At 73.3% G+C, this 26,390-nt stretch carries 21 protein-coding genes and 5 tRNA genes; 14 read left to right on the top strand and 12 right to left on the bottom strand.

The genetic code is table 11. From position 1 onward, the window contains the following. Nucleotide 1: 1 nt before the first annotated feature. Nucleotides 2-1,213: an acyl-CoA dehydrogenase family protein gene (locus ABIH81_RS30420; RefSeq protein ID WP_349878268.1), complete on the bottom strand. Its 1,212-nt coding sequence runs from the start codon at nucleotides 1,211-1,213 to the stop codon at nucleotides 2-4. Continuing rightward, a complete protein-coding gene (locus ABIH81_RS30415) occupies nucleotides 1,214-2,287 on the bottom strand; it encodes a phosphotransferase family protein (RefSeq protein ID WP_349878267.1) in 1,074 nt (357 codons plus the stop codon). Nucleotides 2,288-2,437: 150 nt separating this feature from the next. Between ABIH81_RS30415 and ABIH81_RS30410 the strand changes: the two genes are divergently transcribed. Further along, nucleotides 2,438-3,142 carry an amino acid-binding protein gene (locus ABIH81_RS30410; RefSeq protein ID WP_349878266.1) on the top strand — a complete coding sequence of 235 codons (705 nt, stop codon included), beginning with the start codon at nucleotides 2,438-2,440 and terminating at the stop codon, nucleotides 3,140-3,142. An 80-nt stretch (nucleotides 3,143-3,222) separates the two neighbouring features. Further along, nucleotides 3,223-4,311 (top strand): GNAT family N-acetyltransferase, encoded by a 1,089-nt coding sequence (locus ABIH81_RS30405; RefSeq protein ID WP_349878265.1) that lies wholly within the window; start codon nucleotides 3,223-3,225, stop codon nucleotides 4,309-4,311. A 175-nt stretch (nucleotides 4,312-4,486) separates the two neighbouring features. Here ABIH81_RS30405 and ABIH81_RS30400 read toward each other — a convergent pair whose 3' ends face one another. Continuing rightward, nucleotides 4,487-6,049, bottom strand: a complete 1,563-nt coding sequence (locus tag ABIH81_RS30400) for an aldehyde dehydrogenase family protein (RefSeq protein WP_349878264.1) — start codon at nucleotides 6,047-6,049, stop codon at nucleotides 4,487-4,489. A gap of 429 nt (nucleotides 6,050-6,478) precedes the next feature. On the opposite strand from ABIH81_RS30400, the gene ABIH81_RS30395 reads away from it, so the two are divergent. Continuing rightward, nucleotides 6,479-9,352, top strand: coding sequence for a glycoside hydrolase family 9 protein (locus ABIH81_RS30395; protein WP_349878263.1), 2,874 nt, complete (start codon nucleotides 6,479-6,481; stop codon nucleotides 9,350-9,352). 203 nt (nucleotides 9,353-9,555) lie between these two features. Continuing rightward, entirely contained in the window at nucleotides 9,556-11,991 is a 2,436-nt protein-coding gene (locus tag ABIH81_RS30390; protein ID WP_349878262.1) for a non-reducing end alpha-L-arabinofuranosidase family hydrolase, read from the top strand. 63 nt (nucleotides 11,992-12,054) lie between these two features. On the opposite strand, the gene ABIH81_RS30385 is transcribed toward ABIH81_RS30390, so the two are convergent. The 3 genes from ABIH81_RS30385 to bioB are packed head-to-tail and all read right to left on the bottom strand — an operon-like array spanning nucleotide 12,055 to nucleotide 13,792. Continuing rightward, on the bottom strand, nucleotides 12,055-12,561 hold the full coding sequence (locus tag ABIH81_RS30385) for a GNAT family protein (protein ID WP_349878261.1): 507 nt from the start codon (nucleotides 12,559-12,561) through the stop codon (nucleotides 12,055-12,057). A gap of 3 nt (nucleotides 12,562-12,564) precedes the next feature. After that, nucleotides 12,565-12,789 carry a hypothetical protein gene (locus ABIH81_RS30380; RefSeq protein ID WP_349878260.1) on the bottom strand — a complete coding sequence of 75 codons (225 nt, stop codon included), beginning with the start codon at nucleotides 12,787-12,789 and terminating at the stop codon, nucleotides 12,565-12,567. A 7-nt stretch (nucleotides 12,790-12,796) separates the two neighbouring features. Beyond that, entirely contained in the window at nucleotides 12,797-13,792 is a 996-nt protein-coding gene (gene bioB, locus ABIH81_RS30375; protein ID WP_349878259.1) for a biotin synthase BioB, read from the bottom strand. 160 nt (nucleotides 13,793-13,952) lie between these two features. On the opposite strand from bioB, the gene ABIH81_RS30370 reads away from it, so the two are divergent. Next, nucleotides 13,953-15,089 carry an 8-amino-7-oxononanoate synthase gene (locus ABIH81_RS30370; RefSeq protein WP_349878258.1) on the top strand — a complete coding sequence of 379 codons (1,137 nt, stop codon included), beginning with the start codon at nucleotides 13,953-13,955 and terminating at the stop codon, nucleotides 15,087-15,089. Then, the gene (gene bioD, locus ABIH81_RS30365) at nucleotides 15,086-15,814 is read left to right on the top strand and encodes a dethiobiotin synthase (protein WP_349878257.1); all 729 of its coding nucleotides are present in this window, start codon (nucleotides 15,086-15,088) and stop codon (nucleotides 15,812-15,814) included. Before ABIH81_RS30370 ends, bioD begins: the two co-directional genes overlap by 4 nt. Before the next feature lie 61 nt (nucleotides 15,815-15,875). Here bioD and ABIH81_RS30360 read toward each other — a convergent pair whose 3' ends face one another. Together ABIH81_RS30360 and ABIH81_RS30355 are read right to left on the bottom strand one after the other, a co-directional pair. Continuing rightward, on the bottom strand, nucleotides 15,876-17,039 hold the full coding sequence (locus ABIH81_RS30360; protein ID WP_349878256.1) for a cytochrome P450: 1,164 nt from the start codon (nucleotides 17,037-17,039) through the stop codon (nucleotides 15,876-15,878). 9 nt (nucleotides 17,040-17,048) lie between these two features. Next, complete coding sequence (locus tag ABIH81_RS30355) at nucleotides 17,049-17,717, bottom strand: 50S ribosomal protein L11 methyltransferase (protein ID WP_349878255.1); 669 nt, start codon at nucleotides 17,715-17,717, stop codon at nucleotides 17,049-17,051. A gap of 189 nt (nucleotides 17,718-17,906) precedes the next feature. Between ABIH81_RS30355 and ABIH81_RS30350 the strand changes: the two genes are divergently transcribed. Next, on the top strand, nucleotides 17,907-18,737 hold the full coding sequence (locus ABIH81_RS30350) for a hypothetical protein (RefSeq protein WP_349878254.1): 831 nt from the start codon (nucleotides 17,907-17,909) through the stop codon (nucleotides 18,735-18,737). 125 nt (nucleotides 18,738-18,862) lie between these two features. On the opposite strand, the gene ABIH81_RS30345 is transcribed toward ABIH81_RS30350, so the two are convergent. Continuing rightward, a complete protein-coding gene (locus ABIH81_RS30345; RefSeq protein WP_091420285.1) occupies nucleotides 18,863-19,465 on the bottom strand; it encodes a TetR/AcrR family transcriptional regulator in 603 nt (200 codons plus the stop codon). 274 nt (nucleotides 19,466-19,739) lie between these two features. On the opposite strand from ABIH81_RS30345, the gene ABIH81_RS30340 reads away from it, so the two are divergent. From ABIH81_RS30340 to ABIH81_RS30330, 3 genes are all read left to right on the top strand, one after another. Further along, nucleotides 19,740-19,812: transfer RNA gene (locus ABIH81_RS30340), tRNA-Gly, on the top strand. Nucleotides 19,813-19,846: 34 nt separating this feature from the next. Beyond that, nucleotides 19,847-19,917: transfer RNA gene (locus ABIH81_RS30335), tRNA-Cys, on the top strand. A 13-nt stretch (nucleotides 19,918-19,930) separates the two neighbouring features. Next, nucleotides 19,931-20,005: transfer RNA gene (locus ABIH81_RS30330), tRNA-Val, on the top strand. A 210-nt stretch (nucleotides 20,006-20,215) separates the two neighbouring features. On the opposite strand, the gene ABIH81_RS30325 is transcribed toward ABIH81_RS30330, so the two are convergent. Next, nucleotides 20,216-20,461 (bottom strand): DUF6458 family protein, encoded by a 246-nt coding sequence (locus ABIH81_RS30325; protein WP_013284878.1) that lies wholly within the window; start codon nucleotides 20,459-20,461, stop codon nucleotides 20,216-20,218. Nucleotides 20,462-20,620: 159 nt separating this feature from the next. Here ABIH81_RS30325 and ABIH81_RS30320 point away from each other — a divergent pair. The 3 genes from ABIH81_RS30320 (at nucleotide 20,621) to ABIH81_RS30310 (ending at nucleotide 22,590) form a co-directional block, all read left to right on the top strand. Continuing rightward, nucleotides 20,621-20,693: transfer RNA gene (locus tag ABIH81_RS30320), tRNA-Gly, on the top strand. 11 nt (nucleotides 20,694-20,704) lie between these two features. Then, nucleotides 20,705-20,776 (top strand) — tRNA-Val (locus ABIH81_RS30315). Nucleotides 20,777-20,943: 167 nt separating this feature from the next. Further along, nucleotides 20,944-22,590 carry a PKD domain-containing protein gene (locus tag ABIH81_RS30310; protein WP_349878253.1) on the top strand — a complete coding sequence of 549 codons (1,647 nt, stop codon included), beginning with the start codon at nucleotides 20,944-20,946 and terminating at the stop codon, nucleotides 22,588-22,590. Nucleotides 22,591-22,651: 61 nt separating this feature from the next. Here the strand turns inward: ABIH81_RS30310 and ABIH81_RS30305 are convergent, their stop codons facing one another. After that, nucleotides 22,652-23,224, bottom strand: a complete 573-nt coding sequence (locus tag ABIH81_RS30305; protein ID WP_349878252.1) for a hypothetical protein — start codon at nucleotides 23,222-23,224, stop codon at nucleotides 22,652-22,654. A 1,045-nt stretch (nucleotides 23,225-24,269) separates the two neighbouring features. On the opposite strand from ABIH81_RS30305, the gene ABIH81_RS30300 reads away from it, so the two are divergent. Continuing rightward, nucleotides 24,270-25,271 (top strand): NAD-dependent epimerase/dehydratase family protein, encoded by a 1,002-nt coding sequence (locus ABIH81_RS30300; protein WP_349878251.1) that lies wholly within the window; start codon nucleotides 24,270-24,272, stop codon nucleotides 25,269-25,271. An 18-nt stretch (nucleotides 25,272-25,289) separates the two neighbouring features. Here ABIH81_RS30300 and ABIH81_RS30295 read toward each other — a convergent pair whose 3' ends face one another. Beyond that, nucleotides 25,290-26,264: a nitroreductase gene (locus tag ABIH81_RS30295; RefSeq protein ID WP_349878250.1), complete on the bottom strand. Its 975-nt coding sequence runs from the start codon at nucleotides 26,262-26,264 to the stop codon at nucleotides 25,290-25,292. Nucleotides 26,265-26,390 lie beyond the last annotated feature (126 nt).

Here is a 26,390-nt window from a genome sequence, read left to right as displayed (position 1 = left end):
GTCAGGAATGGCGGCGCAGCTCCCGGCGGGCCAGCGAGGCGCGGTGGACCTCGTCGGGGCCGTCGGCCAGGCGTAGCGTGCGGGCCTGCGCCCACAGCTCGGCCAGCGGGGTGTCCTGGCTGACCCCGGCCCCGCCGTACGCCTGGATGGCCTTGTCGATCACCCACTCGGCCATCAGCGGGGTGGCGATCTTGATGGCCTGGATCTCGGTGTGCGCGCCCTTGTTGCCGACGGTGTCCATCAGCCACGCGGTCTTGAGCACCAGCAGGCGGGCCTGCTCGATCCGGACCCGCGACTCGGCGATCCACTCGCGTACCACGCCCTGCTCGGCGAGCGGGCGGCCGAACGCGACCCGGTCGAGCACGCGCCGGCAGAGCAGCTCCAGGGCCCGCTCGGCCATGCCGACCAGGCGCATGCAGTGGTGGATCCGGCCGGGGCCGAGCCGGGCCTGGGCGATGGCGAACCCGGTGCCCTCCTCGCCGACCAGGTTCTCCACCGGCACCCGCACGTCTGAAAAGTCGATCTCGGCGTGCCCGCCGTGCGCGGCGTCGCTGTAGCCGAAGACCCGCATCCCGCGGCGTACCGTCACGCCCGGGGCGTCCCGGGGGACCAGGATCATGCTCTGCTGGCGGTGCCGGTCGGCGTCCGGGTCGGTCTTGCCCATCACGATGAAGATCTCGCAGCGCGGGTCCATCGCCCCGGACGACCACCACTTGCGGCCGTTGATCACGTAGTGGTCGCCGTCGCGGACGATCCGGGTGGCGATGTTCGTCGCGTCCGAGGACGCCACCTCCGGCTCGGTCATGCAGAACGCGGACCGGATCTCACCGGCCAGCAGCGGCGTGAGCCACTGCTTCCGCTGCTCCTCGGAGCCGAACTCGGCCAGCAGTTCCATGTTGCCGGTGTCCGGCGCGGCGCAGTTGAGCGCCTCCGGCGCCAGGTGCGGGCTGCGGCCGGTCAGCTCGGCCAGCGGCGCGTACTGGAGGTTGGTCAGCCCGGCGCCGTAGCGGGCGTCGGGCAGGAACAGGTTCCACAGCCCGCGCGCCCGGGCCTGCGCCTTCAGCTCCTCCATCACCGGCGGGCGGGCCCACGGGTCGCCGGCCGCGAGCACCTGCTCGTGGTGCACCGGTTCGGCCGGGTACACGCACTCGGTGAGGAACGCCTCCAGCCGCTGCCGCAGCTCGACCGTCCGGTCGTCGTACGCGAACTCCATCTAGTTCTCCCTCACCGCGCGCAGCCCGTGTGCCACGAGCGGCGTCACCATGTCGCCGATCCGGTCGAAACCCTCGCCCAGCGTCTGCCCGAGCGTGTGCCGGTAGTGGATGCCCTCGCAGATCACCGCGAGCTTGAAACAGCCGAGCGCCACGTGCCAGTGCAGCGGGCCGACGTCGACGTCGCTGCGCCCGGCGTACCGCTCGATCAGCTCGGCGCCGGTGGGGAAGCCGGCGCGCGGGCCGATGCCGTCGGCCACCGGGTTGTCCTCGCCGTGGTCGCTGTCGCCGAGTACGTCCCAGTACGTCAGCAGCAGCCCGAGGTCGGCCAGCGGGTCGCCGAGCGTGGCCATCTCCCAGTCGAGCACCGCCCGCACCGCCACCGGGCCGGCGGTGGCGAGCAGGTTGTCCAGCCGGTAGTCGCCGTGCACGATCCGGCCCGCGTTCGCGCCCTCGGGCACGCCGGCGGCCAGCGCGTCGCGCAGCTCGTCGATGCCGTGCAGCGGCCGGCTGCGGGACCGGTCGAGCTGGCCGGCCCAGCGGCGTACCTGCCGGGCCAGGTAGCCCTCCGGACGGCCGAAGCCGGCCAGCCCCACCTCGGCCGGCTCGACCCGGTGCAGCGTGGCGAGCGTGTCCATCATCGCCATCGCGAGGTCGCGCCGCTGCGCCGCGGTGAGCGCGTCGGTCTGCTCCCGCCGCCGGTAGACCTCGCCGTCGACCCTGGCCATCAGGTAGAACGGCGCGCCGATGACGCTCTCGTCGGCGCAGAGCAGCAGCGCCTCCGGCACCGGTACGCCGGTCGGGGCGAGCGCCGAGATCACCCGGTGCTCCCGGGCCATGTCGTGCGCGGTGGCCAGCACGTGCCCGAGCGGCGGCCGGCGCAGCACGACCTCGCGGTCGCCGGCGCGCAGCAGGTAGGTGAGGTTGGACTTGCCGCCGGCGATCAGCCGCGCCGACAGCGGCCCGTTCAGGTCCGGCCGGCGGACGGCCAGGTGGGCGGCGAGCCGGTCGAGGTCGAGCCCGCGCGGGGCGGGACCGGTCGAGGGCGCGGCGACATCGGCGGCCGGATCGGTCATCCGATTAGTTGATGGCAGCTCAGCTTTGTTGTCAAGGTCGGGTTTTCCCGGCGGGACATGCCCCTGCAACAGGGACGAAATGGTCAACCGGCAGGCTGGGCCCCAGCCTGCCGGCCGCTCGGCCGGCCCGCCGAGCGGAGGGGATGAGACATGCTGCTGAGAGTTCGGGTGACCCTGCCGGACCGTCCGGGCACGCTCGGCCAGGTGGCCCGGACACTCGGCGTCTCCGGCGCGGACATCGTGCAGGTGGTGGTGCTGGAACGGCTCGGCGGCCGGGCGGTGGACGACTTCACGGTGGTGTGGCCGGGTGCGGCGCGGGTGGAGCGGATGCTCGCCGGGCTGGCCGCGATCCCCGGCGTCCGGGTGGACGGCGTGTGGCGGGCGATCGGCGCGCCCACCACCACCGGTCAGGACGCCGAACTGTTCGCCCAGGTGGCGGCGAACCCGGTCGACGGGGTGGCCACGCTCGTCGACGCGGTGCCCGGGCTGCTCGCGGCGGACTGGGCGGTGGCCGCCGTCGTACCGCTGGACTGGGCCTCGCGCAGCGGTGAGGCCGGCGTCGCCGCGATCGGGCACGCGAGCTGGCGGGCGCCGTCGCCGCCACGCCTGCCGGAGGTGACCCCGCTGCGGGCGCGCGCCATGACCAGCCCGGACGGGCACCACTACGCGGTGGCGCCGTTCGGCCGGGCCGGGCTGGTGCTCGTGGTCGCCCGCGACCACAGCGAGCCGCTCGCCGCCGCCGGGTTCCACTCCACCGAGGTGGACCGGCTCGCCCAGCTCGTCCGCGCCAGCGCGGTGATCCTCGGCGACCGGCTGGACCTGGTCGGCGCGCCGCCAGTGACCACCGTCACCTGACCGGACGGCCCGCGTCACCCCGGGGCAACGGGCCGGCAACAGGCGGACTGCATGGTCGGTGCTGAGGAAGGGAGACAACCATGGCGCTGTGGCGGATCCGAGCCACCGTGGACGACCGGCCGGGCTACCTGTCGGTGCTCACGGCGAGCCTCGCGTTGCGCGGGGTCAACATCCTCAGCGTGCAGGTGCACACCACCGAGGCCGGCGCGGTCGACGACTTCCTGGTCGACGCGCCCGAGCAGGTGACCGAGGCGGAGCTGCGGGCCGCCGTGGAGCGGGGCCGGGGCCGGGACTGCTGGGTCGCGCGCAGCGGGGCGCGCGGGCTGGCCGACGAGCCGACCCGGCTGCTCGGGCTCGCCGGGCGGCTGGTCCGCGACCCGGAGGCGACCGGCGAGGTGCTGCGCACGCTGCTCGGCGCCGACGCGGTGACCTGGCGTCCGGCACCCGCCACCGGGCCGGGCGGGGTGGGCGGCACCACGATGGTGCTCGCCGATCCGGCCGGCGGCGCGCACGAACTGCACCGCCGGGAGCCCAGCTTCACCCCGGCCGAGTACGCCCGCGCGCAGGCCCTGGTGGAGCTGGCGGCGACGCTCGCCCGGCGGGACGCCGACCGGATCACGCTGGTGCTGCCGGACGGCGGCGAGGTGTCGGTGCGGGCCGCGACCGCCGAGGACGTCCCCGGCGTACGCGAACTGCACGCCGCCTGCTCGGCGCGCAGCCGGCAGCGGCGTTACCTGAGCGGGGCGGCGGACCCGTCGCCGGCCCGGCTGCGCCGGCTGCTGGAGCCGGCCCGGGGCGTGACCCTGCTCGCCACGGCGGGCTCCGGCGGGGCGGCGGAGCCGGTCGTGGCGATGGCGAACCTGCTCGGCGAGGGCGACGAGGCCGAGGCGGCGCTGCTGGTCCGCGACGACTGGCAGCGCCGGGGCCTCGGCTCGGCGCTGCTGCGCCGCCTGGTCGGGCACGCCGACCGGGCCGGGTACGCCGCCGTGCTGCTGCACGTGCAGTCCGAGAACACGCCGATGCTGCGGACGCTGCGCCGGCTGGACCGGCCGGTGGCGTTGGAACGCGACGGCGGCGTGCTCACCGCGACGCTGCCGCTGGCCGCGCGGCCGACGGGGGAGCCGGCCGCGCGGGCCGAGGTGACGGTGCCGGCGCAGCGGTCGAGTTGAGCTGACGGCCGCCGGCCGGACCCCGGAGGTGCGCCGCAACGGCGCGGCACACCCGAGGGGTACGGCCCGGCGGCCGGAACCGGCGCGGTCACGCGCCACAGGGGCCGGCCTCCGATACGGAGGACGGTGACACGGCGGGGCTCCCGATGCGGGGGCCCCGCCCGTCTGTGCGCGATCAGGTGGCCGGGTAGCTGCTGTAGTCGGGGAAGTTGCCGTAGAGCCGGCCGTCACCGCCCACCGTGACCGCCTGCACGAGCAGGTCGCCGCCGACGAACGCGCCCTTCCAGGACGCGCCCCGGCCGCCGAACGGCTCGTCCCGGTCGCCCCGGGACCGCGGCTTGTTGATGCCCACCTTGAACGCCTGGAGGTCCACCGCCAGCTTGCCGGCCAGCTCCTCGTCGTCGCAGGCGAGCGAGGCGACGAGCGCGCCGTTGGAGGCGTTCATCTGGGCCAGCAGTTCGTCGGTGGTGTCCACCACGACGATCGTGTCCACCGGGCCGAACGGCTCGGCGTGCATGAGGCGGGACCGGCCGGGCGGGGCGAGCAGCACGGCCGGGGCTACGTACGCGGACGTGTCCTGCCCGTCCAGGAACGGCGCGCCGTCCAGCTTGCCGCGGTGCAGCGGCACGGCGCCGCCGCGTACCGCCTCGTCGACCTTGCGCCGCAGCTCGTCGGCCTTGGCGGCGCTGATCAGCGGCCCGAAGTCCAGCTCCGGCAGCGGGTCACCGGCCGACCAGTCGTCACCGACGGCGAGCGGGTGGCCGAACCGGATCGAGCGGACGACCGGCAGGTACATGTCGAGGAACTCGTCGACCAGGTCGCGCTGGACCACGAACCGGGGGTACGCGGTGCAGCGCTGCTTGCCGTACTCGAAGCCCTTGCGCAGGTGCGCGGCCAGCGAGTCCCACTGGGAGAAGTTCCAGATGCCCCAGGCGTTCAGGCCCTCCTGCTCGATGAAGTGCCGCTTGTCGCAGTCGAGCAGCGCGGCGGCGACCTTGCCGCCGTTGGAGCGCCCGCCGACGAACGCCACCGCGCCGATCTCCGGCGCGCGGACGAGCACCTCGGACAGTTCCTCGCCGCTGCCGGACAGCAGCGTGGCGGGCAGTCCGGCGCGGCGCATCAGCGCGTGCGCGACGGTGAGGCAGACCGCGCCGCCCTGCGACGGCGTCTTGGCGATCACCGCGTTGCCGGCCAGCAACTGCACCAGCTCGGCGTGCACCAGCACGCTCATCGGGTAGTTCCAGGAGGCGATGTTGCTGACCGGGCCGGGCAGCGGTTCCCGGCCGTCGGCGAGCATCCGCTCGATCTCCTGCACGTACCAGCGCACGCCGTCCAGCGCGCGGTCCACGTCGGCGCAGGCCAGCCGCCACGGCTTGCCGATCTCCCAGACCAGCAGCAGGGCGAGCAGGTCGCGGTGCTCGGTGAGCGCGTCCAGCGCGTCGGTGACCCGGGCGACGCGCTCGGCCAGCGGGGTCTGCGCCCACTCCCGGTGCGCCGTGGCGGCGTGGGCGACGGCGGCGCGGGCCGTGTCGGCGTCGAGCCGGGCCAGGTGTACGAGGACGGTGCCGTCCACCGGGGTACGTACGGCGGTGGGCGTGCCGAGCGCGCGCCAGTCGCCCTGGACGAGGTTGTGCAGGGTGGTGCCGTCGGGGCCGGTGCCGAACGCCTCGGGCGTGGCGGCCACCGCCCGGGCGAGGGTGTCGGACCAGGAGGTGCCCTCGGCGAGTCGTAGAGCCATCGCGATCTCCTCAGTGTCGTCCGGGGAGCGGCGGCATCCATGGCACCGCAGGTGAGGCGTACTGTCCCGCGGGGCCGAGCGGCCGGGCAACCGTACGTTCGTATGCCAGGACGGCCGAGCCGTCGCCGGTGCCCTCGCAGACGCGTTCACCACCGTGACGATGCCGCTGAGCTGGGGCTGAACCGGCTCTATATCGAATAGTGTCGATGATGTGATCCAGCTCCCGACAGTTACCCGTGAGTACGCCCGGATGCCCCGGGTCGGCGTGGTCTTCCCCTGTGATGAACGGCGCATTACATTGTCGGTTGTCCATGGGAGCGCTCCCGAACCTCTCGCGGACACCCCACCACCACCGCCACGCGGCAGCCGGAGCCCTGCGAACCCGTCCCCGCTCCGGCTGCCGCCCGGCGCCAGCCACAGGAGCTCGCCATGCCCCGTCCGATTCCGCCGCCGGGAGGCCGGTCCCGGCTCCGCCGGCTGTTCGCCACCGGCGCCGCGCTGGCCGTCGGCCTGGCCGCTGCCGTCGCCGCCCCGCCACCCGCGTCCGCCTCCGCCGCGCAGGCCGCGCCCGCGTTCAACTACGCCGAGGCGTTGCAGAAGTCGCTGTTCTTCTACGAGGCGCAGCAGTCGGGCCGCAAGCCCTCCTGGAACCGGGTGTCCTGGCGGGGCGACTCGGCGCTCACCGACGGCGCCGACGTCGGCGCCGACCTCACCGGCGGCTGGTACGACGCCGGCGACCACGTGAACTTCGGCTTCCCGATGGCGTTCAGCGCCACCATGCTGGCGTGGGGCGCGGTCGAGTACCGCGACGGGTACGCCGCCTCCGGCCAGCTCACCCACCTGCTCAACAACCTGCGCTTCGTCAACGACTACTTCGTCAAGGCGCACCCCGCCCCGAACGTCCTCTACGGTCAGGTCGGCAAGGGCGACGACGACCACAAGTGGTGGGGCCCGGCCGAGGTGATGCCGATGGCGCGGCCCGCGTACAAGATCGACGCGAGCTGCGGCGGCGCGGACCTGGCGGGGGAGACGGCGGCCGCGATGGCCGCCTCCTCGATGGTCTTCCGGTCCACCGACGCGGCCTACGCGGACAAGCTGCTCGGCCACGCCAAGCAGCTCTACACGTTCGCCGACACCGTGCGTAAGAGCTACCACGAGTGCATCACCGACGCGACCAGCTTCTACCGGTCGTGGAGCGGCTACCAGGACGAACTGGTCTGGGGCGCGATCTGGCTGTACCGGGCCACCGGCGACGCCACCTACCTGGCCAAGGCCGAGAGCGAGTACGACAAGCTCGGCACCGAGCCGCAGTCCACCACCCGCTCCTACAAGTGGACCATCGCCTGGGACAACAAGCAGTTCGGCGCGTACGTGCTGCTGGCGAACCTGACCGGCAAGCAGAAGTACGTCGACGACGCCAACCGGTGGCTCGACTACTGGACGGTGGGCGTCAACGGGCAGCGGGTGCCCTACTCACCCGGCGGGATGGCGGTGCTCGACTCCTGGGGCGCGCTGCGGTACGCCTCCAACACCGCGTTCGCCGCGCTGGTCTACAGCGACAGGACCACCGACACCACGCGCAAGGCGCGCTACCACGACTTCGCCGTCCGGCAGATCAACTACGCGCTCGGCGACAACCCGCGCAACTCCAGCTACCAGATCGGCTTCGGCGCCGGCTCGCCGCGCAACCCGCACCACCGCACCGCGCACGGCTCCTGGTGGGACAGCCAGACCGTGCCCGCCGAGACCCGGCACGTGCTCTACGGCGCGCTCGTCGGCGGCCCGTCCTCGGCCAACGACGCGTACACCGACAGCCGGTCGGACTACGTGATGAACGAGGTGGCCACCGACTACAACGCCGGTTTCACCTCCGCGCTGGCCCGGCTGACGAACGAGTACGGCGGCAGCCCGCTCGCCGGCTTCCCGGTCGCCGAGACGCCCGACCTGGACGAGCTGACGGTGGAGACCACCGTGATGCAGGCCGAGCCGCGCGCCACCGGGCTCAAGGCGATCATCTACAACAAGTCGGCGTTCCCGGCCCGGGCGCTGACCACCGGTAAGTTCCGGTACTTCTTCCGGCCCGACGGCACCGGCCCGGTCACAGTCACGCCCGGCTACACCCAGGGCTGCCCGTCCCCGTCGACCGCGAAGCAGTTCTCCGGCGACATCTGGTACGTCGAGGTCGACTGCACCGGCTACCCCATCGCGCCCGCCGGTCAGTCGCAGCACCGGATGGAGGTCCAGTTCAAGATCGGGGTGCCGGAGGGCGGCACCTGGGATCCGGCGAACGACCCGTCGTACCAGGCCACCGCCGGGCCGAACCGCAAGGTGCCGCTCTACTCCGGCGGCGTACGCGTCTGGGGCGAGGAGCCCGGACCGGCCACCCCGGACACCACCGCGCCGACGGTGCCCGGCACGCCCGTCGCCTCCGCCGTCACGTCGAGCGGGCTCACGCTGACCTGGGCCGCGTCCACCGACACCGGCGGCAGCGGCCTGGCCGGGTACGAGATCACCCAGTCGCAGACCGGCAGCGACGCGCTGGTGCTGCGGACCGCCACCACCAACACGCTCGCCGTGACCGGGCTGCTGCCGGAGCGGACGTACCAGTTCACCGTGCGGGCGCTCGACGGCGCCGGCAACCGGTCCGCGTCGTCGGCTGCCGTCGGCGTCACCACGCCGGCCGGCCCGGCGCCGGACACCACCCCGCCGACCGCGCCCGGTACGCCCACCGCCTCGGCGGTCGGCCCGACCGGTCTGACCCTGACCTGGGGCCCGTCCACCGACGCGGTCGGCGTCACCGGGTATCGCGTCTACCGGGGCGGGAACGTCCTGGTCGGCTCCACCACCGGCACCACGCTGGCGGTGACCGGGCTGACCGCCTCCACCACGTACACGTTCACAGTGGTGGCGGTGGACGCGGCCGGCAACGTCTCGCCCGCCTCGCCCGGCGTCACGGTGACCACCACGGCCCCGCCCACGGGCGGTGCCTGCGCGGTGACGTGGACGGCGAACACCTGGGACACCGGGTTCACCGCGAACATCACCGTCGCGAACACCGGCACCACGGCGATCAACGGCTGGACGCTCGCGTTCACGTTCGGCAACACCGGGCAGAAGGCCGGGCAGGCCTGGTCGGCGAACGTGACCCAGACCGGCACCGCGGTGACCGCGTCGAACCTGTCCTACAACGGGACGCTGGCGCCGGGGGCGTCGACGAGCTTCGGCTTCAACGGCACCCACACCGGCGCCAACCCGAGGCCGGCCGCCTTCACCCTGAACGGTTCCGCCTGCACGGTCTCCTGACCGTCGAGGTGGCGTGGCCGGTGCCGCACCGGGCGACCGGCCACGCCATGCCTCGCACGGCCAGCACCTTTCCGAAACGTTTCCGAAACACCATTGTCCCCGCCGATGCGCGATGGAAGCATCGACGGAGCTAGATACCCCAACCGAGACGTCCAGTCGTCTTCGCCCCGGCGGCCTGGGTGTTGGCCAGTAAGGAGGCCAAGATGGCAATGAGCCCATCCGTTCATCGCGGCGGGAGCCGGCGACGGCGATCGCCCGCCGTCCGAGCGCTGCTCGCCGGCGCGGTCAGCGCCGTGACGGTGGCCGCCGTCGCGGTGATGATGCCGTCGGCGAACGCGGCGGCGAGCACGCTGGGGGCGGCCGCCGCGCAGTCGGGCCGCTACTTCGGCACCGCCATCGCGGCGAACCGCCTGAGCGACTCCACGTACAGCACCATCGCGGCGCGTGAGTTCAACATGATCACGGCCGAGAACGAGATGAAGCCGGACGCGCTGCAGCCCCAGCGGGGCCAGTTCAACTTCTCCTCCGGTGACCAGATCTACAACTGGGCGACGCAGCGCGGCCTCCAGGTCCGCGGCCACACGCTGGCGTGGCATGCGCAGCAGCCGGGCTGGATGCAGAGTCTGAGTGGTAGCAACCTGCGTCAGGCGATGATCGATCACATCAACGGGGTGATGGCCCACTATCGGGGCAAGCTCGTCGCGTGGGATGTGGTGAACGAGGCGTTCAACGAGGACGGCAGCCGTCGCCAGTCGAACCTTCAGGGCACCGGCAACGACTGGATCGAGGTGGCGTTCCGTACCGCGCGGGCGGCTGATCCGTCGACGAAGCTCTGCTACAACGACTACAACATCGAGAACTGGTCGTACGGCAAGACGCAGGGTGTCTACAACATGGTCCGGGACTTCAAGTCCCGGGGCGTGCCGATCGACTGCGTGGGGTTGCAGACCCACTTCACCGGCGGCAGTTCGCTGCCGGGTAACTTCCAGACCACGCTGTCCAGCTTCGCGGCGCTGGGTGTGGACGTGGCGCTGACCGAGGTCGACGTCACCAATGCCTCGACCAGCCAGTACGCCGGGTTGACCCAGGCGTGCATCAACGTGCCGCGCTGCATCGGCATCACCGTGTGGGGTGTCCGCGACAGCGACTCCTGGCGTTCCAACGAGAACCCGCTGCTGTTCGACGGCAGCGGCAACAAGAAGGCCGCGTACAACTCGGTCCTCAACGCGCTCAACGCGGCCGCCCCGACCTCGGGGCCGACCACGACCCCGACCACGGGACCGCCGCCGAGCGGTGGCGCCGGGCAGATCGCCGGGGTGCAGTCCGGCCGGTGCATCGACGTACCGAACGCCACCCAGAGCAACGGCACCCGGGTGCAGCTCTGGGACTGCAACGGCCAGTCGAACCAGCGGTGGACGTACACCTCGAACAAGCAGTTGATGGTCTACGGCACCAAGTGCCTGGACGCGAACGGCGCGGCCACCGCCAACGGCACCGGCATCATCATCTGGGACTGCAACGGCCAGTCGAACCAGCAGTGGAACATCAACTCCAACGGCACCATCACCGGCGTGCAGTCCGGCCGGTGCCTGGACGTCTGGGGCACCGGCAACGGCCAGCAGATCCAGCTGTACGACTGCCACGGACAGACCAACCAGCAGTGGCGGACCAACTTCGGTGGCACCACGCCCCCGACCAGCCCGCCGCCGACCACGACGCCGCCGCCGGGCGGCTGCTCGCTCCCGTCGACCTACCGGTGGTCGTCGACCGGCGCGCTGGCCAACCCGCAGAACGGCTGGGTCTCGCTCAAGGACTTCACCAACGTGGTCCACAACGGCAAGCACCTGGTCTACGGGTCGTACGTCAACAGCAGCGGCCAGTACAGCTCGATGAACTTCACCCCGTTCACGAACTGGTCCGACATGGCCTCGGCCGGCCAGACCGGAATGAGCCAGGGCACCGTGGCACCCACGCTGCTGTACTTCGCCCCGAAGAACATCTGGGTGCTGGCGTACCAGTGGGGACCGACCTCGTTCAGCTACAAGACGTCGAGCGACCCGACGAACGCCAACGGCTGGTCCTCGGCGCAGACGCTCTCCACCGCCACCCTGCCCGACGCCCCGTACGGCGTGATCGACCAGACGCTCATCGGCGACGACCAGAACATGTACCTGTTCTTCGCCGGGGACAACGGCAAGATCTACCGGTCGAGCATGCCGCTCGGGAACTTCCCGGGCAGCTTCGGGTCGAGCTACACGACGATCATGACCGACACCAGGGAGAACCTGTTCGAGGGTGTCGAGGTCTACAAGGTGGCGGGCCAGAACCAGTACCTGATGATCGTCGAGGCGATCGGGAGCCAGGGCCGCTACTTCCGGTCGTTCACGTCCACCAGCCTGAACGGCTCGTGGACGCCGCAGGCCGCCAGCGAGAGCAACCCGTTCGCCGGCAAGGCCAACAGCGGCGCGACGTGGACCAACGACATCAGCCACGGTGACCTGGTCCGCACCAACCCCGACCAGACCAAGACCGTCGACGCCTGCAACCTCCAGTTCCTGTACCAGGGCAAGAACCCCAGTGCGGGCGGTGACTACAACCTGCTGCCGTGGCGGCCGGGTGTGCTGACCCTCCAGCGCTAGGCGCCACATCGTTCGAGGAAGGCGTGCCCGGCACCCGTGCGGTGCCGGGCACGCCCGTCCGTCTCAGCCGGTCAGGTCCTCGGCGAGCAGATCCATCAGCAGCGCGTCGTGCCAACGTCCGTCCGCCCCGCGCTCGTAGCGGCGCATGATGCCCACCGGGCGGAAGCCCACCTTCGCGTACGCCCGGATCGCCGCCGTGTTCGCCGCCGCCGGGTCGATGGTGAACCGGTGGTGGCCGTACTCGTCGATCAGGTGCCGGACCAGCGTGCGGATCGCGTCGCCGCCCAGCCCGGTGCCGCGTACCGCCGGGTCGAGGAAGACGTCCAGGCTGGCGTGGCGGTAGTCCGGGTCGGTCTCGGCGTACCACTGGATCGCGCCGACCAGCCTGCCGTCGTGCTCGACGGCGTAGATCGTCACCTCGTCGTCGGCCAGGTCGGCCCGCACCGATGCGGCCAGGTCGTCGCCCCCGCGCCACCAGCGGCGCACCTCGGGGGTGGCCCGGATCGCGGCCAGGGCGGGCACGTCGGCGTCGGTCACCGGCCGCAGCGTCACCGCCCGCCCTCGCAGCATGCCTCAGCCTCGCCGCTCGCCGTGCTCGACGCAGACCGCCGACCAGCCGGCCGGTACGACCTGCACCTTCATCCGCCGCCGGCAGGACGCGCACCAGCGTGGTGGCTCCCACGCCCGCGCCGCCTCACACGCCGGGTGCGGCCCGGCCGCCACCGACTCGCCGCACCTGTCGCACCAGCGCGCGGCCACTCCGGAAAGGGCCGCCGTGGCGGGGGAGGATTCGGTCACCGCTGCCTCACAGGGTCGCCGAGAGCGCCTTCACCGGCATCTTCAGGTCTTCCAGCAGCTTCAGGTCGGCGTCGGCGGGCCGGCCCAGCGTGGTCAGGTAGTTGCCGACGATCACCGCGTTGACGCCGCCGAGCAGACCGTCGCGGGTGCCCAGGTCACCGAGGGTGAGCTCGCGGCCGCCCGCGTACCGCAGGATGGTGCGCGGCATGGCCAGCCGGAACGCGGCGATGGCGCGCAGCGCGTCCTTGCCCTCCACCACCGGGCGGTCGCCGAGCGGCGTGCCGGGGCGCGGGTTGAGGAAGTTCAGCGGCACCTCGTGCGGGTCCAGCTCGGCGAGCTGGGCGGCGAACTCGGCGCGCTGCTCGACCGTCTCGCCGAGGCCGAGGATGCCGCCGCAGCAGACCTCCATGCCGGACTCGCGGACCATCCGCAGCGTCTCCCAGCGCTCCTCCCAGGAGTGCGTGGTGACCACGTTCGGGAAGTAGGAGCGGCAGGTCTCCAGGTTGTGGTTGTAGCGGTGCACGCCCATCTCGACCAGCTCGTCGACCTGCTCCTGGGTGAGCATGCCGAGCGAGGCGGCGACCTGGATGTCGACCTCGGCGCGGATGGCGGCGACGCCCTCACGCATCTGCTTCATCAGCCGGGCGTCCGGGCCGCGCACGGCGGCCACGATGCAGAACTCGGTCGCCCCGGTCGCGGCGGTCTGCTTCGCGGCCTCGACCAGCGCCGGGATGTCCAGCCAGACCGAACGCACCGGGGAGGTGAACAGGCCGGACTGCGAGCAGAAGTGGCAGTCCTCCGGGCAGCCGCCGGTCTTCAGCGAGACGATGCCCTCGACCTCGACCTCCGGACCGCACCAGCGCATCCGGACCTCGTGGGCGAGCTGGAGCGCGGCGGGCAGGTGCTCGTCGGGAAGATTCAGCACCGCGAGGATGCCGGCCTCGTCGAGGCCGACGCCGTTGCCCAGCACCCGCTCCCGGGCCTGGTCGAGGATCTCTGGCATGGCTCGTAACCTAACAGGCCACCGTGAGCGCGGGAAACCGCCGCCGCCGGCCCTCCGGCGAGCCGGGACCGCGCCACGCCGGGCCCGCCGGAGCGGGTGGTAACTTCGCCCCGCGGAAGCGCCCGGCGGGGGCGGGGAGTCGGCGGGAGGGGACGGCACGGTGGCGGACTGGCTGGCGGCCCTGGACCGCCGCGCCGAGCTGCGGGCCCGGGCGGGGCTGACCCGCACGCTGCGCCCCCGGGCCGCCGACGACGCCGTGGTCGACCTGGCCGGCAACGACTACCTCGGCCTGGCCACCCACCCGGAGGTCACCGCCGCCGCCGCGACGGCCCTGTCCGCGTACGGGCTGGGCGCCACCGGGTCGCGTCTGGTGCGCGGGTCCACCGACGCCCACCACGCGCTGGAGGACGACCTGGCCGGCTGGCTCGGCGTCGACCGGGCGCTGGTGTTCTCCTCCGGCTACCTGGCCAACCTCGCCGCCGTCCGGGGGCTGACGCAGCCGCGTACGCTGCTCGTCTCCGACGCCCACAACCACGCCTCGCTGATCGACGGCTGCCGGATCTCCGGTGCCGAGACGCTCGTGACGCCGCACGCCGACGTGGCCGCGGTGGCCGCGGCGCTCGCCGCCGCGCCGGGCCGCCCGGCGGTGGTGGTGACCGAGTCGGTCTTCTCCGTCGACGGCGACCTGGCCCCGCTCGCGGAGCTGCACGCGGTGGCCCGCCGGCACGGCGCGCTGCTGCTCGTCGACGACGCGCACGCGCTCGGCGTCACCGGCCCGGCCGGGGCCGGCGGGGTGGCCGCCGCCGGGCTGGCCGGCGCGCCCGACGTGGTGGTCACCGCGACGCTGTCCAAGGCGCTCGGCGGGGCCGGCGGCGTGGTCGCCGGGCCGGCCGAGTTCGTCCGCCACCTGGTGGAGACCGGCCGCACGTTCATCTTCGACACGGCGCCGCCGCCCGCTGTGGTGGCCGGGGTACGCGCCGCGGTGCGCCTGGCCCGCACCGGTGACGCGCTGCGCGCCGAGCTGGCCGACCGGGTCACGGCGGCGGTGCGCCGGCTCGGCGGGGCCGGGCTGTCCGTGTCCGCCCCGGACGGCGCCGTGATCTCGGTGACCGCGCCCGGCCCGCAGGAGGCGACCGCCTGGGCCGCCGCCTGCCGGGACCGGGGCGTGGCGGTCGGCTGCTTCCGTCCCCCGTCCACGCCGGACAGCCGCTCCCGGCTGCGGCTCACCGTCAGCGCCGGGGTGGACCGGGCCGGCTTCGACCGGGCCCTGGACGTGATCGTGGAGTGTGCGCCATGAGCTTCGGCGACGCCTGGACCGGACCGGTGCTGGTGACCGGCACTGACACCGAGGTCGGCAAGACGGTGGTGACCGCCGCGGTCGCCGCCGCCGCGCAGGCGGCCGGCCTGCGGGTCGCTGTGGTCAAGCCCGGCCAGACGGGTACGGCGACAGGCGAGCCCGGCGACGTCGACTCGGTGACCCGGCTGGCCGCCCCGCTCACCGGCCGGACGCTGGCCAGCTACCCCGATCCGCTGGCCCCGCTGGCCGCGGCCCGGGTGGCCGAGCTGCCGCCACTGGAGCTGTACAACGCCGTCGACGCGATCCGCGAGGAGGCGGACAAGCACGACCTGGTGCTCGTCGAGGGCGCGGGCGGGCTGCTCGTACCGATGGGGTTGCGCCCGTCCGGCGAGCCGTGGACGGTGGCCGACCTGGCGGTGTCGCTCGGCGCGCCCGCGGTGGTGGTGGCGCGGGCCGGGCTCGGCACGCTCAACCACACCGCGCTGACGCTGGAGGCGCTGGAGCGGCGGGCCGTCCCGGCCGGCGTGGTGATCGGCGCCTGGCCGGCCGAACCGGAGCTGGTGCACTGGCTCAACCTGTCCGAGCTGGTGCCGAACCTGCTCGGCGCGGTGCCGGCCGGCGCGGGCGGGATGGACCCGGGCGTGTTCCGCCGGTCCGCGCCCGGCTGGCTCACCCCCGCCCTGTACGGCGTGCTGGACGACTGGCGGGCCTGGGCCGAGGAGTAAGGAAGGGCCCCTTCTTAACGCCTCCGGTAGAGGAAGGGCCCCCTATTAACGCCCGCAGGGCTCAGGTGCGACGGACCACGAACGCGTCCGGCATCCGGAAGGTGAGGTTGTCCGGGCACCACGGTGGACGCACCACCGTCACGCCGTCGAGCAGCGCGGTGGCCTCGGCGACCACCACGGCGGCCTCCATCCGGGCGAGCTGCGCGCCGACGCAGCGGTGCGGCCCGGCGCCGAACGCCAGGTGCCGCCGCGAGCCGGGCTGCCCGGGACGGAACTCGCCGGGCGCGTCCACCACGGCCCGATCGCGCCCGGCGCGGGCGAGCCACGCGACCACGCTGGTGCCCGCCGCCACCGGCACCTCGCCGAGTGTGGTGTCGGCGGCTGCCACCCGCCGCCAGGTGACGATCGGCGGCTCCAGCCGCAGCCCCTCCTCGACCACGTCGTCCGCGTCGACCGTGCCCGCGCGCAGCCCGGCCCGTACCGCCGGCTCGTTCGCCAGCCGGTGCAGCAGCAGGGTGAGGAACTGCGAGGTGGTCTCCTGACCGGCGACCAGCAGGAAGAACAGCGCCCCGACCACCACGTCGGGGGAGTGCCCGGCCTCGCGCAGCCGCGCGGCGAGCCCGCCCCCGGTGGCGGCGAACTCGCGCAGCACGGTGTGGAACCGGCCCACCTCGGCGGCCAGCGCGAGCTGCCGGTCGGCGTCCAGCGGCGCCCAGAACAGCTCCAGCGCGGCGCGGGCGAAGTCCTTCACCGCGCCGACCGGGGCGTCCGGCAGCTCGACCAGCCGGGCGAGCACCAGCAGCGGCAGGTCGGCGGCGAGGCCCGCGTACAGGTCGACCGGGCGGCCCGCGTCCAGCGCCGCCGCCAGCCCCGCCACCCGCTCCCGGACCAGCCCGGTCAGCCACTGGCGCTGGGCGTCCACCCGGTGCGGGTGCAGCGCGTCGGCGACGATGCCCCGGATCTCCGGGTGGCTGGCACCACCGTTGTTCGCCAGCGTCGGCGGTAGCCGGAACCGGTGCCCGGCGAGCACCCGCAGCGCGGCCACCGGGATCGGGGTGACCGCGTCGAGCGCGTTGTCCGGCCGGAACGTCACCGGATCGGTGAGCACCTCGCGTACGAGCGCGTGCCGGGTCACCACCAGGTGCGGCACGCCGACGTGGTCGACCACCGTGGCCACGTCGGGCCACTGCTCGTCGACGGACTCCCCCCAGCCCCGGAACAGCACGCGGTAACGCTAGCGGCGGGCGCCGGGCGGGTTCGGGTCCAGCTCCCAGACGGTGGTGTGCTTCACCCGTACGCTCTCCAGCGCCTCGGACACCGGCACGTCGTACGCGGCCAGCTCGTGGAAGCGCTCGCGGGGCAGGAACGCCCGGCCCGGGTCGCCCACCAGCACCCGGGCGCCGGCGCGGGCGGCCCGGAGCAGGAAGCGCAGCATCCGCCGGGCCATCGCCTCGCTGTAGAAGACGTCCCCGGCCAGCACCACCTCCGCGTCGCCCGCGTCGGAGTCGAGGATGTCGCCGAGTTCGGCGTCGACGCGTACCCCGTTGGCCTCGGCGTTGAGCGCGACGGCGGCCACGGCCCGCTCGTCCACCTCGACCGCCCGGACGGCGGCGGCGCCGGCGCGGGCGGCGGCGATGGCGACCAGACCGGAGCCGGAGGCCAGGTCGAGCACCCGGCGGCCGGCGACCGTGTCGGGGTGGTCGGTGACGTAACGGGCCAGGCCCTGCCCGCCGGCCCAGGCGAACGCCCAGAACGGCGGCGGCTGGGAGCTGCGGAACTCGCCCTCGGTCAGCTCCCACAGACCGATCGGCTCGTCGGCCTGGTGCAGCCGCACCTCGGGTACGAACGCCACGGGGGCGAGGCGGGCGTGCAGCCGGACGAACGCGGCGGACAGCTCGGACACCGGAGAATTGTGTCCCACACGGGTTCCGGAACCGATCCCGGGCGTGTCGCGGCGAGGCCGTGACCGGTTCACCACGCTCGGTGAAATCACCCCCGTGTTGTGGCGTTGGATGCGAACACGCCCGTCTACCGGCGTGCCCGGCGCGCTCCTAGCGTTGCCTGTGGACACGACCGAGGGTGAGGAGGCGTGGTGAGCGGGTGGCGGCACGCGCTGCGGATCGGACTGGTACTGACCTTCGTGGCCGGGACCGGGTACGGCGGTGCCCTGCCGGCGCGGGCGGCGGCGGCCTTCTCCACGGAGTTGAGCGGCCTGCCGGACGAGTTCACCGCCGGGAACCGGGTGGAGACGTTGTCCGCCGTGGTGTCCCGCTCCGACGGGGGCGGCTGTGTCAAGGTGCGCTGGTCGATGCTGGTGCGGGTGCAGGGCCTGCGGCTGGACCAGCTCAAGGTGGACCGGGTGGAGGACAGCGGCTCGTTCCCGCTGGAGATCCGCACCGAGGGAGACACCGCCCGGCTCACCGACCGGCAGCTCGACCCGGGTGTGCTCTGTCCCGGCCGTACCGTGACCGCCCGCTACCGGGTGGCGTTCGCCGAGGACGTCGGGCGCGGACGGGTGAGTTTCGCCGCCGAGGCGTACGACCCGCAGTTGCGGCTGCTGGCCCGGCGGACCGCCTCCCGCGAGGTGGTGGGGGAGGAGGAGGCCTCGCCGACGCCGGCACCCACCAGCGCGGAGCCCACCGACACTCCGACCGGCGAGCCGCCCACCGAGGCGCCCGGCGAGGAGTCCACGGACGAGCCGACCGACGCCGCGGTGGTGGAGCCGCCCGCGCCCGGTGGAGTGGCCGGGCGGCCGGTGGCCGACAGTGGCGGCTTCGGCATGGTGCAGGCCGCGTTCCTGCTGGGCGGGCTGCTGCTGTTCCTCGGCGCCGGTCTGCTGCTGCGGATGCGCCGCCTGCTGCGCCCGTCCGCCGACCCCGAACTCCCGCCCCCCTTCGAACGCCCCCGCCCCCGCTGGCACTGACGCTTCCTCCCCTGGGGTCTCCCCGGTGATCAAGGAGTTTGTGTCCTCTGCCGGCCCGGATGGAGACACGAACTCCTTGATCGCCGGCGCGAGGCGGGGCAGGGCGGGGCAGGGCGGAGGAGCCGTCAGTCGAGCTGGCTGGGTTCCAGGCCCAGTTCTCGGGCGGCCACCAGGCGGATCCACTCGGCGATCTGCCGGCGGGTGATCACCCGCTCGTGCACCGCCAGCTGGACCGCCAGCCCGTCCATCACCGCGCTGATCCGCCAGGCCGCGCCGGCCGGGTCGGGGCAGTCGAACGTGCCCTCGGCGACCCCGGCGGTGATCACCGCGGCCAGGTCCTGCCGCCACCGCAGGTCGAGGCGGCGGGAGAGCTTCTCCAGCTCCGGCGTACGCAGCGACTCCGCCCAGCCGTCGATCCACATCGACCAGGAGGTGGCCCGGCCGGTCGGCGCGTAGAGGCGCAGCATCCGGCGCAGCTTCGCCAGCGGCGGGGCGGAGGAGCGCAGCACCGCGTCGAGGCGGGCCAGATCCTGCTCGACCGCGTACGCGAAGGCCTGCGCGAGTAGCCGGTCCTTCGTCGCGAAGTGGTAGAAGACGAGGGCCTGGCTGACCCCGGCGGCCTCGGCCACGTCCGCGGTGCGGGTGTTGGCGAGCCCTCGTTCCGCGATCACCTCACAGGCCGTACGCAGCAGCGCGTCCAGGCGGATCTCGGCGGCTCGTCTCGTCACGGCGTTACGGTAGCCCATCCGTATGACCACGGGGAGTTACCGAAGCGGCCGGTCGGCAGCAGGACAGTCGGATGCCGGACACTCGGCTCGCCGATCGGATTCCGCAGGTCGCGGCCCTGCCTGCCGGCCTCGGAGACCAGCCACCCAGGCTCCTAGGAAGCCTGCGGGGTGGGGCGCCGGCAACATCCGGACGCGCCGAAAGGGGAACCCGATTTGGCAACCGTTCCGGGCTCGGCTAAAGTTCTCATCCGTCACCGGATAACACCGGGGGCGTGCGGACGTAGCGCAGCTGGTAGCGCATCACCTTGCCAAGGTGAGGGTCGCGGGTTCGAATCCCGTCGTCCGCTCGGAGATGCCGCCACGCAGTTCGGGGGCAACCTCGGTGGAGTGGCCGAGAGGCGAGGCAACGGCCTGCAAAGCCGTGTACACGGGTTCAAATCCCGTCTCCACCTCGGCATTAGACGAGGGCGATTGGCGCAGTGGGAGCGCGCTTCCTTGACACGGAAGAGGTCACTGGTTCAAACCCAGTATCGCCCACCAGCGGAAAGGCCGTGTCGATCATTCGACACGGCCTTTCTCGTCGTCATCGGTCAGTCCAGTGCCGCGCCGCCAGCCATTGCCGCGGCCGGAGCGCCCCACCCGGACCGTGGAACCGGAGACGGTGGCCGCGCCGGCGGCGAGACCGGCCGGATCTGGGTGATCCGGCCGGCCCGGTCCGGGACCGATCAGCTCCGTCGGCCCCGGTCGCTGTCACATCGGCGGGGCGACGTCCCGGCGCTCCTCGACCCGGCGGTACTCCACCGGCTGCTCGGCGGTGGTGGTGACCACCTGGCGACGGCGACCCCAGACCAGCGTGGTCATGATCAGGCCGAGGACGCCGGCCGCCATCAGGATCCAGCCGACGACGTCGAGGTCGACCCCGCCGACGCTGGCGTTGAGCGCGAACGTGAGGATCGCGCCGACCGCGATCAGGAAAATGCTCGTACCGATACCCACGACAGCCTCCTTCGGGGGGATGGTTGTGCTGTCACCGGCCTCAGTACCCCGGCGGCGAGCAGCGCAACCACACGGCCACCGGGCGCGGCGGGGGCCTGCCGCACGGCGATCTTGGCATCGGGTAGAGTTCACCCCGTCGCCGGCGCGAACCGGCGGCACGCGGACGTAGCGCAGCTGGTAGCGCATCACCTTGCCAAGGTGAGGGTCGCGGGTTCGAATCCCGTCGTCCGCTCGCGATTGCCCGGGCGATTGGCGCAGTGGGAGCGCGCTTCCTTGACACGGAAGAGGTCACTGGTTCAAACCCAGTATCGCCCACCGAGATTCACCCTCCCCGCCCGCCGGCGCCGCCGGTCGATCGGCGGACGTATCCCACCGGACGGTTCGTACCGGCCACATCGGTCACCCGGCTCCACCGTGCGGGTTATTCAGCCGCCGCCACCGCGCGTGTCACTGTGATGCCCGATACGCAGGGAGGCGGTCACATGCACATGATCGAGCGGGGACGGTGGCGGCGGACGGCCGCCCGGTTAGGGGTGGCGACTGTCGTCGCGGCGGCCGGGGTGACGGTCTCGGCCGCGCCCGCTCAGGCCACCGCGACGCGGACGGTGGCGTTCTTCAGCATGGACGAGCCGGCGTCGTCGACGGTGCTGACCGACTACAGCGGCAACGGCCGCCACGGCACGATCGGCGGCGAGGTGGTCACCGGCGCGCTCTACGCCGGGGCGACCGGCCACCGCTTCGCCACCCACCTGCCCACGGACAAGGAGTACGTCCCGGGTCACGTCGACGTGGTGCCGCACAGCACCGACTTCAACCCGGACGCCGGGGACTTCTCGGTGACCATCCGCTACCGGACCACGTACTCCTTCGGGAACCTCCTCCAGAAGGGACAGGGCAACACGGCCGGCGGCTACTGGAAGTTCGAGGCGCCGAACGGCAAGCCGAAGTGCCTGTTCCGGGGCGCGGACGGCGCCTCCCGTACCGGCTACACGGATGTGCCGATCTCCGACGGCCAGTGGCACACGGTCACCTGCAACCGCACCTCCGCGTACGTGGAGATGTACGTCGACGGCGTGCGGACCAGCCGCCTCAACGGGCCGACCGGCACCATCGCCAACACCTGGCCGCTGTCCGTCGGCGGCAAGAGCCAGTGCGACGGTACGAAGGTCACCTGCGACTACTTCGCCGGCGACATCGACTACGTGAAGATCCTGAAGGGATCGGGCGGCCCGGCCAACCAGGCGCCGGTCGCGGCGCTGACGCCGACCTGCTCCGGGCTGGTGTGCACGTTCTCCGGCGCGGCCTCCACCGACGCCGACGGCGCGATCCAGGACCACAGCTGGAACTTCGGCGACGGGGACACCACCGGCACCGCCTCCGTACCGACCACGTCGCACACGTACGCGGCCGCCGGCACCTACCCGGTCACGCTCACCGTCACCGACGACCGGGGCGCCACCGGCACCGCGACTGCCGACGTGACAGTGGCGCCCGTACCGGAGCGGATCTCGTTCGTCGGCCAGGCCACCGCGAACGCCAACTGGACCAGCCACACGGTCACCGTCCCGGCGGGCGTGCAGGCCGGTGACACGCTGCTGCTCCTGCTCAGCCAGAACACGCACACCGGCACCGGCGAACCGGCCGGGGTGACCGGCTGGACCAGGCTCGACCGGCTCGACGGTGGCTTCGCCACCACCACCGCCTGGTGGAAGACCGCGAGCGCGGGTGACGCCGGCACGGCGGTCCGGGTGACGCTGGACAGCCAGGCGAAGGGCAACCTGGTGCTGGCCGCGTACCGGGGAGTGGCACCGATCGCGCCGGTCTTCACCCGGGCCACCGACCCGGCGAGCACCGCCACCCGGATCACCCCGTACGCGCCGGTGACCGCCGCCCAGAGCTGGGCGGTGTCGTACTGGCTGCACGGCGACAGCACGTCCACCGCGCTCACCCCGCCGGCCGGCGTGGCGGTGCGCAGCAACACCTCGCAGACCGGCGGCGGCCGGGTGACCGGCCTGCTCGCCGACTCGGCGAGCAGCGTGCCGACCGGCAGCTACGGCGGGCTCACCGCCACGGGCGCCGCGGCCAGCACGACCACCACCACGTGGACGTTCGTCCTGCCCCCGGCCTGACCCATCGGGTACGCGAAAAGGCCGGCACCCCGGGTTCGGGGTGCCGGCCTCTCGTTGTGTCTTACTTGTTCCAGTGTTCGGCGACGAGGTCGGCGGCCTGCTGTTCCCACTGGGCGTAGTGGTCGGGGTAGGCGGAGACCTGGACGGTCTGGGCGGCCTTGGTCAGGGGCATGTCGCGCCAGCCGTCGACCTGCTTGAGGCCCTTCAGGAACGCGGTGGTGGAGTACTCGGGGTCGGTGATCTGCTCGACCGTGCCCCACCCGCTGGAGGGGCGCTGCTGGAACAGGCCCTGCGAGTCGTGGTCGTTGCGGTCACCGAGGTGGCCGAGGTTCTCCAGCTTCGACTCCTGCAACGCGGTGGCGATGGAGACGACCGCGGCGCGCTCGTCCATGCCGGCCTTCTTCGTGGCCGCGATGATCGCCTTCACGTTGGCGGTCTGCTCGTCGTTCAGGTCGATGCGGGACTGCGCGCCCTGCACGCCGTGCGGGATCAGCTTGTCACCCTGCACCGTCGCCGTGACCGGCTTCGCGTGGGTGGTGTCCGCGGCGTGGGCGGCGACCGGACCGGCGAACACACCACCGGTGAAGGCCAGACCAGCGATACCCAGGATGCTCTTACGCAGAATCGTGTTCATCAGAAATGCTCCATTCGGGGGTCGACGCACCCGGGGGACGGGATGCGCGGGCACCGTCAGGCGCTCAAAGTCTTGGGGGGTCCGGCTGCTCGCGGGGCACTCGGGGGGTGCCGCTTCGCGGCGCCGGAAGCATGTCCAACGACCCGCCACCCGCCACCATTCCCGAGGCGGTGCACGCCGCCGGGGAGCAGCGCGGGGGTTCACGTCGCCGGAACCGTGTTCAACGACCGGCGGCCCGGGCTGATTCCCACAGGCGGCGCGACCCCGGTTCCGGGGGCTCGGCTGGTGCTCGGTCGTTCACCCGGTTACAACGCCACCCACCCGCCAGCCATTCCGCCGCCAGAGTGCCGCCCACCACCCCCGAACCCGACACCCCGACCCCACGCAGCCAGACCCCCCACCCGGCCCAGCCAGGGCCAACACGCTCTACACCCCGGTGATCAAGGAGTTCGCGTCAACATCCGGCGCGGGCGAGGACACAAACTCCTTGATCACTGCCGACGAAGCCCTCCCCCGGCACCCACCCAGAGCGTCGATCATGAGGTTAGCGGCGACAAAACGGACACCACACGCCGTCAACCTCATGATCGACCCGACCCGGGCAAGGCTGGCCGAGGCGCGGGGCAAGGGCGGGGGCGGGGTCACCCCCGCGCGATCTTGCAGGTCGAGCCCTCCGGGTGCCCTATTCGCGAGGTTTGCGGGGTCCGAAAGTGCAAGATCGCGGGCTGAACCGAGGGATCTTGGACGGCTGCTACTCGGGGCTGATGAGGACTTGCCGGCGACCTCGGGAGGATCCCGCGATCTTGGAGTTGTGGCGCCCACGATGCCCGGATCACCACCTTCGCGAGGTGCCACAACTCCAAGATCGGCGGGGGAGGGCTGGGTCGCGACAACTCCAGCGACGACTCCAGCGACAACTCCGGGCCGCACGGAACGGGGGCGGCGGGCCCGGTGCGGGGCGGGAGAACCGGGTTCTGCCGTTGGCAGATCCGCTGACCGTGAACGGGGCACCTGCCGGGCGGCGCCGGGCGGCACGCTGGGACGTATGCGACTCCTGATGCTTGGCGGTACGGGCTTTGTCGGCGGTGCCGTGGTGGCCGAGGCGGTACGCCGCGACTGGCAGGTGACCGTGTTCAACCGGGGCGTGCACGGGCAGGTTCCGGACGGCGTTCACCGGTTGCGGGGTGACCGGACCGCGCCGGACGGGCTGGCCGCGCTCACCGGCGGCGAGTGGGATCTGGTGGTGGACACCTGGGACGGCGCGCCCCGGGCGGTACGGGACGCGGCGTCGGCGCTGGAAGGCGCGGTGCCGCACTACATCTACGTGTCCAGCGGATCGGTGTACGCGCCACCCGTCGAGCCCGGCAGCGGCGAGGAGGCGCACACAGTGCCGGCCGACCCGGACGCCGACGACTGTGACTACCCGGCGAACAAGGCCGGCGGGGAGCGCGCCGCGACGCGGGTGTTCGGTGACCGGGCGCTGCTGGTGCGCGCCGGGCTGATCCTGGGGCCGGGGGAGGACATCGGGCGGTTGCCGTGGTGGCTGAACCGGGTCGCCCGGGGCGGGGACGTGCTGGCGCCGGGGCCGCGTGACCTGCCGATCCAGTACGTGGACGTCCGGGATCTGGCGACCTGGCTGCTGGACCGGGGCGCCGAGGGCGTGGGCGGGACGTACAACGTGGTGGGTCGCACCGGGCACGCGACGATGGGTGACCTGCTCGACGCGGCGGTGGCGGTGACCGGGTCGGACGCGACGCTGCGGTGGACCGCGCCGGAGCCGATCCTGGCCGCCGGTGTGGAGCCGTGGAACGACCTGCCGGTGTGGATTCCGCGCGGGCACGAGTACCGCTGGTTGCAGGAGCGGGACGTGGAACGCGCGTACGCGGCGGGGCTGGTCTGCCGGCCGGTCACCGAGACGGTCGCGGACACCTGGCGGTGGCTGCGCGAGGTGGGCCGGGTGCCGGCCCGCGCGGGGCGTCCGGCGCGCGCCCCGGTCGGCCTGGCACCGGAGCGGGAGGCCGCCCTGCTGGCCGCGCTCCCGGCCTGACCGGCGGAGGGGTACGGGTCAGGCCGGGACGACCGGCAGGTCGAGCACCTCCTCGACCGGGCGGCGGGGGGTGGCCCGGCCCGGCTGGCCGTACCCGATCCGCATCACCATCTGCGGGGTGCCGAACCGGCCCAGCGACATCCGCAGCGCCTCCCGTGCGGCCGGCACCTCGATCGGCTGGGACAGCATCGACACGCTCAGCCCGGCGTCGGTGGCGGTGAGCAGCACCCGTTGCAGCGCCTGCCCGGCGAGGATCTGGTCGGCCGAGGTGTTGCCGGCCGAACCGAGCACCGCGACCAGCGGCTCCGGTTCGAAGTCGCGGCCGGGGGCGCGGTTGCGTCCACCGAAGCCGCGCTGGGGCAGCAGGTCCTGCGGCTCGCTCTGCGGTCCGCCGGCGCCGGCGGGCACGCCGTCCGGGGCCGGCTCGGAGCGGATCCACTGCGCCCGTTCGGCCACGTACGCGGGGTCGCGTTCCAGCACGCGGTGGGCGCTGCGGGCGACCTCGGCGACCGCGTTGACGGCGCTGGTGCCGATCACCAGTTCCAGCCAGCACTGTTCGGCGCGGGCCGCCTCGCCGAGCCGCCAGCGGGCCTCGGCCGGCACCGGGTCGGGCCAGAACGGCGCGCGGTTGCTGAACCGGTGGCTGATGGCCCCGTACAGGCTCTGCTCGACCGGGGTGGGACGGCGCGGCACGTCCGGCACCAGCCGGGCCACGACGTCGGGGTCGGCGGGGTACGGGCGCAGCCGCACAGTGGCCGGGGTGCCCGCGACGGCGAGCGCCAGCCGCAGGTTGAACAGCGCCGCTCCGGCGGCGATGCGCGCGCCCCAGCCGGTCGGGTCGGTGGCGGGCAGGCCGCGCAGCGGGTCGACGGACACCTCGATGCCGCCGCCGACGAGCCGGAACCGCCACGGCTGGGTGTTGTGCAGCGACGGCGCCCGGACCGCGTCGGCGACCGCGGCCCGCAGTTGCCCGGCGGTGTATTCGGTCGTCATGGTGGTGCTCCCTCTCGTGCGGCGCCGGCTCCCCCGGCCGGGTACACCACTACGGTGCGTCAGCGGCCAGCGCGGTGAGCAGGGCCGGAGGTCCCCACCTGCGCCCGGCCGTCGGTCCCGGCCGAC

Source organism: Micromonospora sp. HUAS YX12, assembly GCF_040215685.1.
Classification (GTDB): domain Bacteria; phylum Actinomycetota; class Actinomycetes; order Mycobacteriales; family Micromonosporaceae; genus Micromonospora; species Micromonospora tulbaghiae.
This window is presented reverse-complemented; position numbering and strand designations above follow the sequence as displayed.

What these genes read in the sequence shown, in the direction of transcription:
- ABIH81_RS30420 (WP_349878268.1), bottom strand. Translation starts at nt 1,213, where the DNA reads ATGGAGTTCGCGTACGACGACCGGACGGTCGAGCTGCGGCAGCGGCTG.
- ABIH81_RS30415 (WP_349878267.1), bottom strand. Translation starts at nt 2,287, where the DNA reads ATGACCGATCCGGCCGCCGATGTCGCCGCGCCCTCGACCGGTCCCGCC.
- ABIH81_RS30410 (WP_349878266.1), top strand. Translation starts at nt 2,438, where the DNA reads ATGCTGCTGAGAGTTCGGGTGACCCTGCCGGACCGTCCGGGCACGCTC.
- ABIH81_RS30405 (WP_349878265.1), top strand. Translation starts at nt 3,223, where the DNA reads ATGGCGCTGTGGCGGATCCGAGCCACCGTGGACGACCGGCCGGGCTAC.
- ABIH81_RS30400 (WP_349878264.1), bottom strand. Translation starts at nt 6,049, where the DNA reads ATGGCTCTACGACTCGCCGAGGGCACCTCCTGGTCCGACACCCTCGCC.
- ABIH81_RS30395 (WP_349878263.1), top strand. Translation starts at nt 6,479, where the DNA reads ATGCCCCGTCCGATTCCGCCGCCGGGAGGCCGGTCCCGGCTCCGCCGG.
- ABIH81_RS30390 (WP_349878262.1), top strand. Translation starts at nt 9,556, where the DNA reads ATGGCAATGAGCCCATCCGTTCATCGCGGCGGGAGCCGGCGACGGCGA.
- ABIH81_RS30385 (WP_349878261.1), bottom strand. Translation starts at nt 12,561, where the DNA reads ATGCTGCGAGGGCGGGCGGTGACGCTGCGGCCGGTGACCGACGCCGAC.
- bioB (WP_349878259.1), bottom strand. Translation starts at nt 13,792, where the DNA reads ATGCCAGAGATCCTCGACCAGGCCCGGGAGCGGGTGCTGGGCAACGGC.
- bioD (WP_349878257.1), top strand. Translation starts at nt 15,086, where the DNA reads ATGAGCTTCGGCGACGCCTGGACCGGACCGGTGCTGGTGACCGGCACT.
- ABIH81_RS30310 (WP_349878253.1), top strand. Translation starts at nt 20,944, where the DNA reads ATGCACATGATCGAGCGGGGACGGTGGCGGCGGACGGCCGCCCGGTTA.
- ABIH81_RS30305 (WP_349878252.1), bottom strand. Translation starts at nt 23,224, where the DNA reads ATGAACACGATTCTGCGTAAGAGCATCCTGGGTATCGCTGGTCTGGCC.
- ABIH81_RS30300 (WP_349878251.1), top strand. Translation starts at nt 24,270, where the DNA reads ATGCGACTCCTGATGCTTGGCGGTACGGGCTTTGTCGGCGGTGCCGTG.
- ABIH81_RS30295 (WP_349878250.1), bottom strand. Translation starts at nt 26,264, where the DNA reads ATGACGACCGAATACACCGCCGGGCAACTGCGGGCCGCGGTCGCCGAC.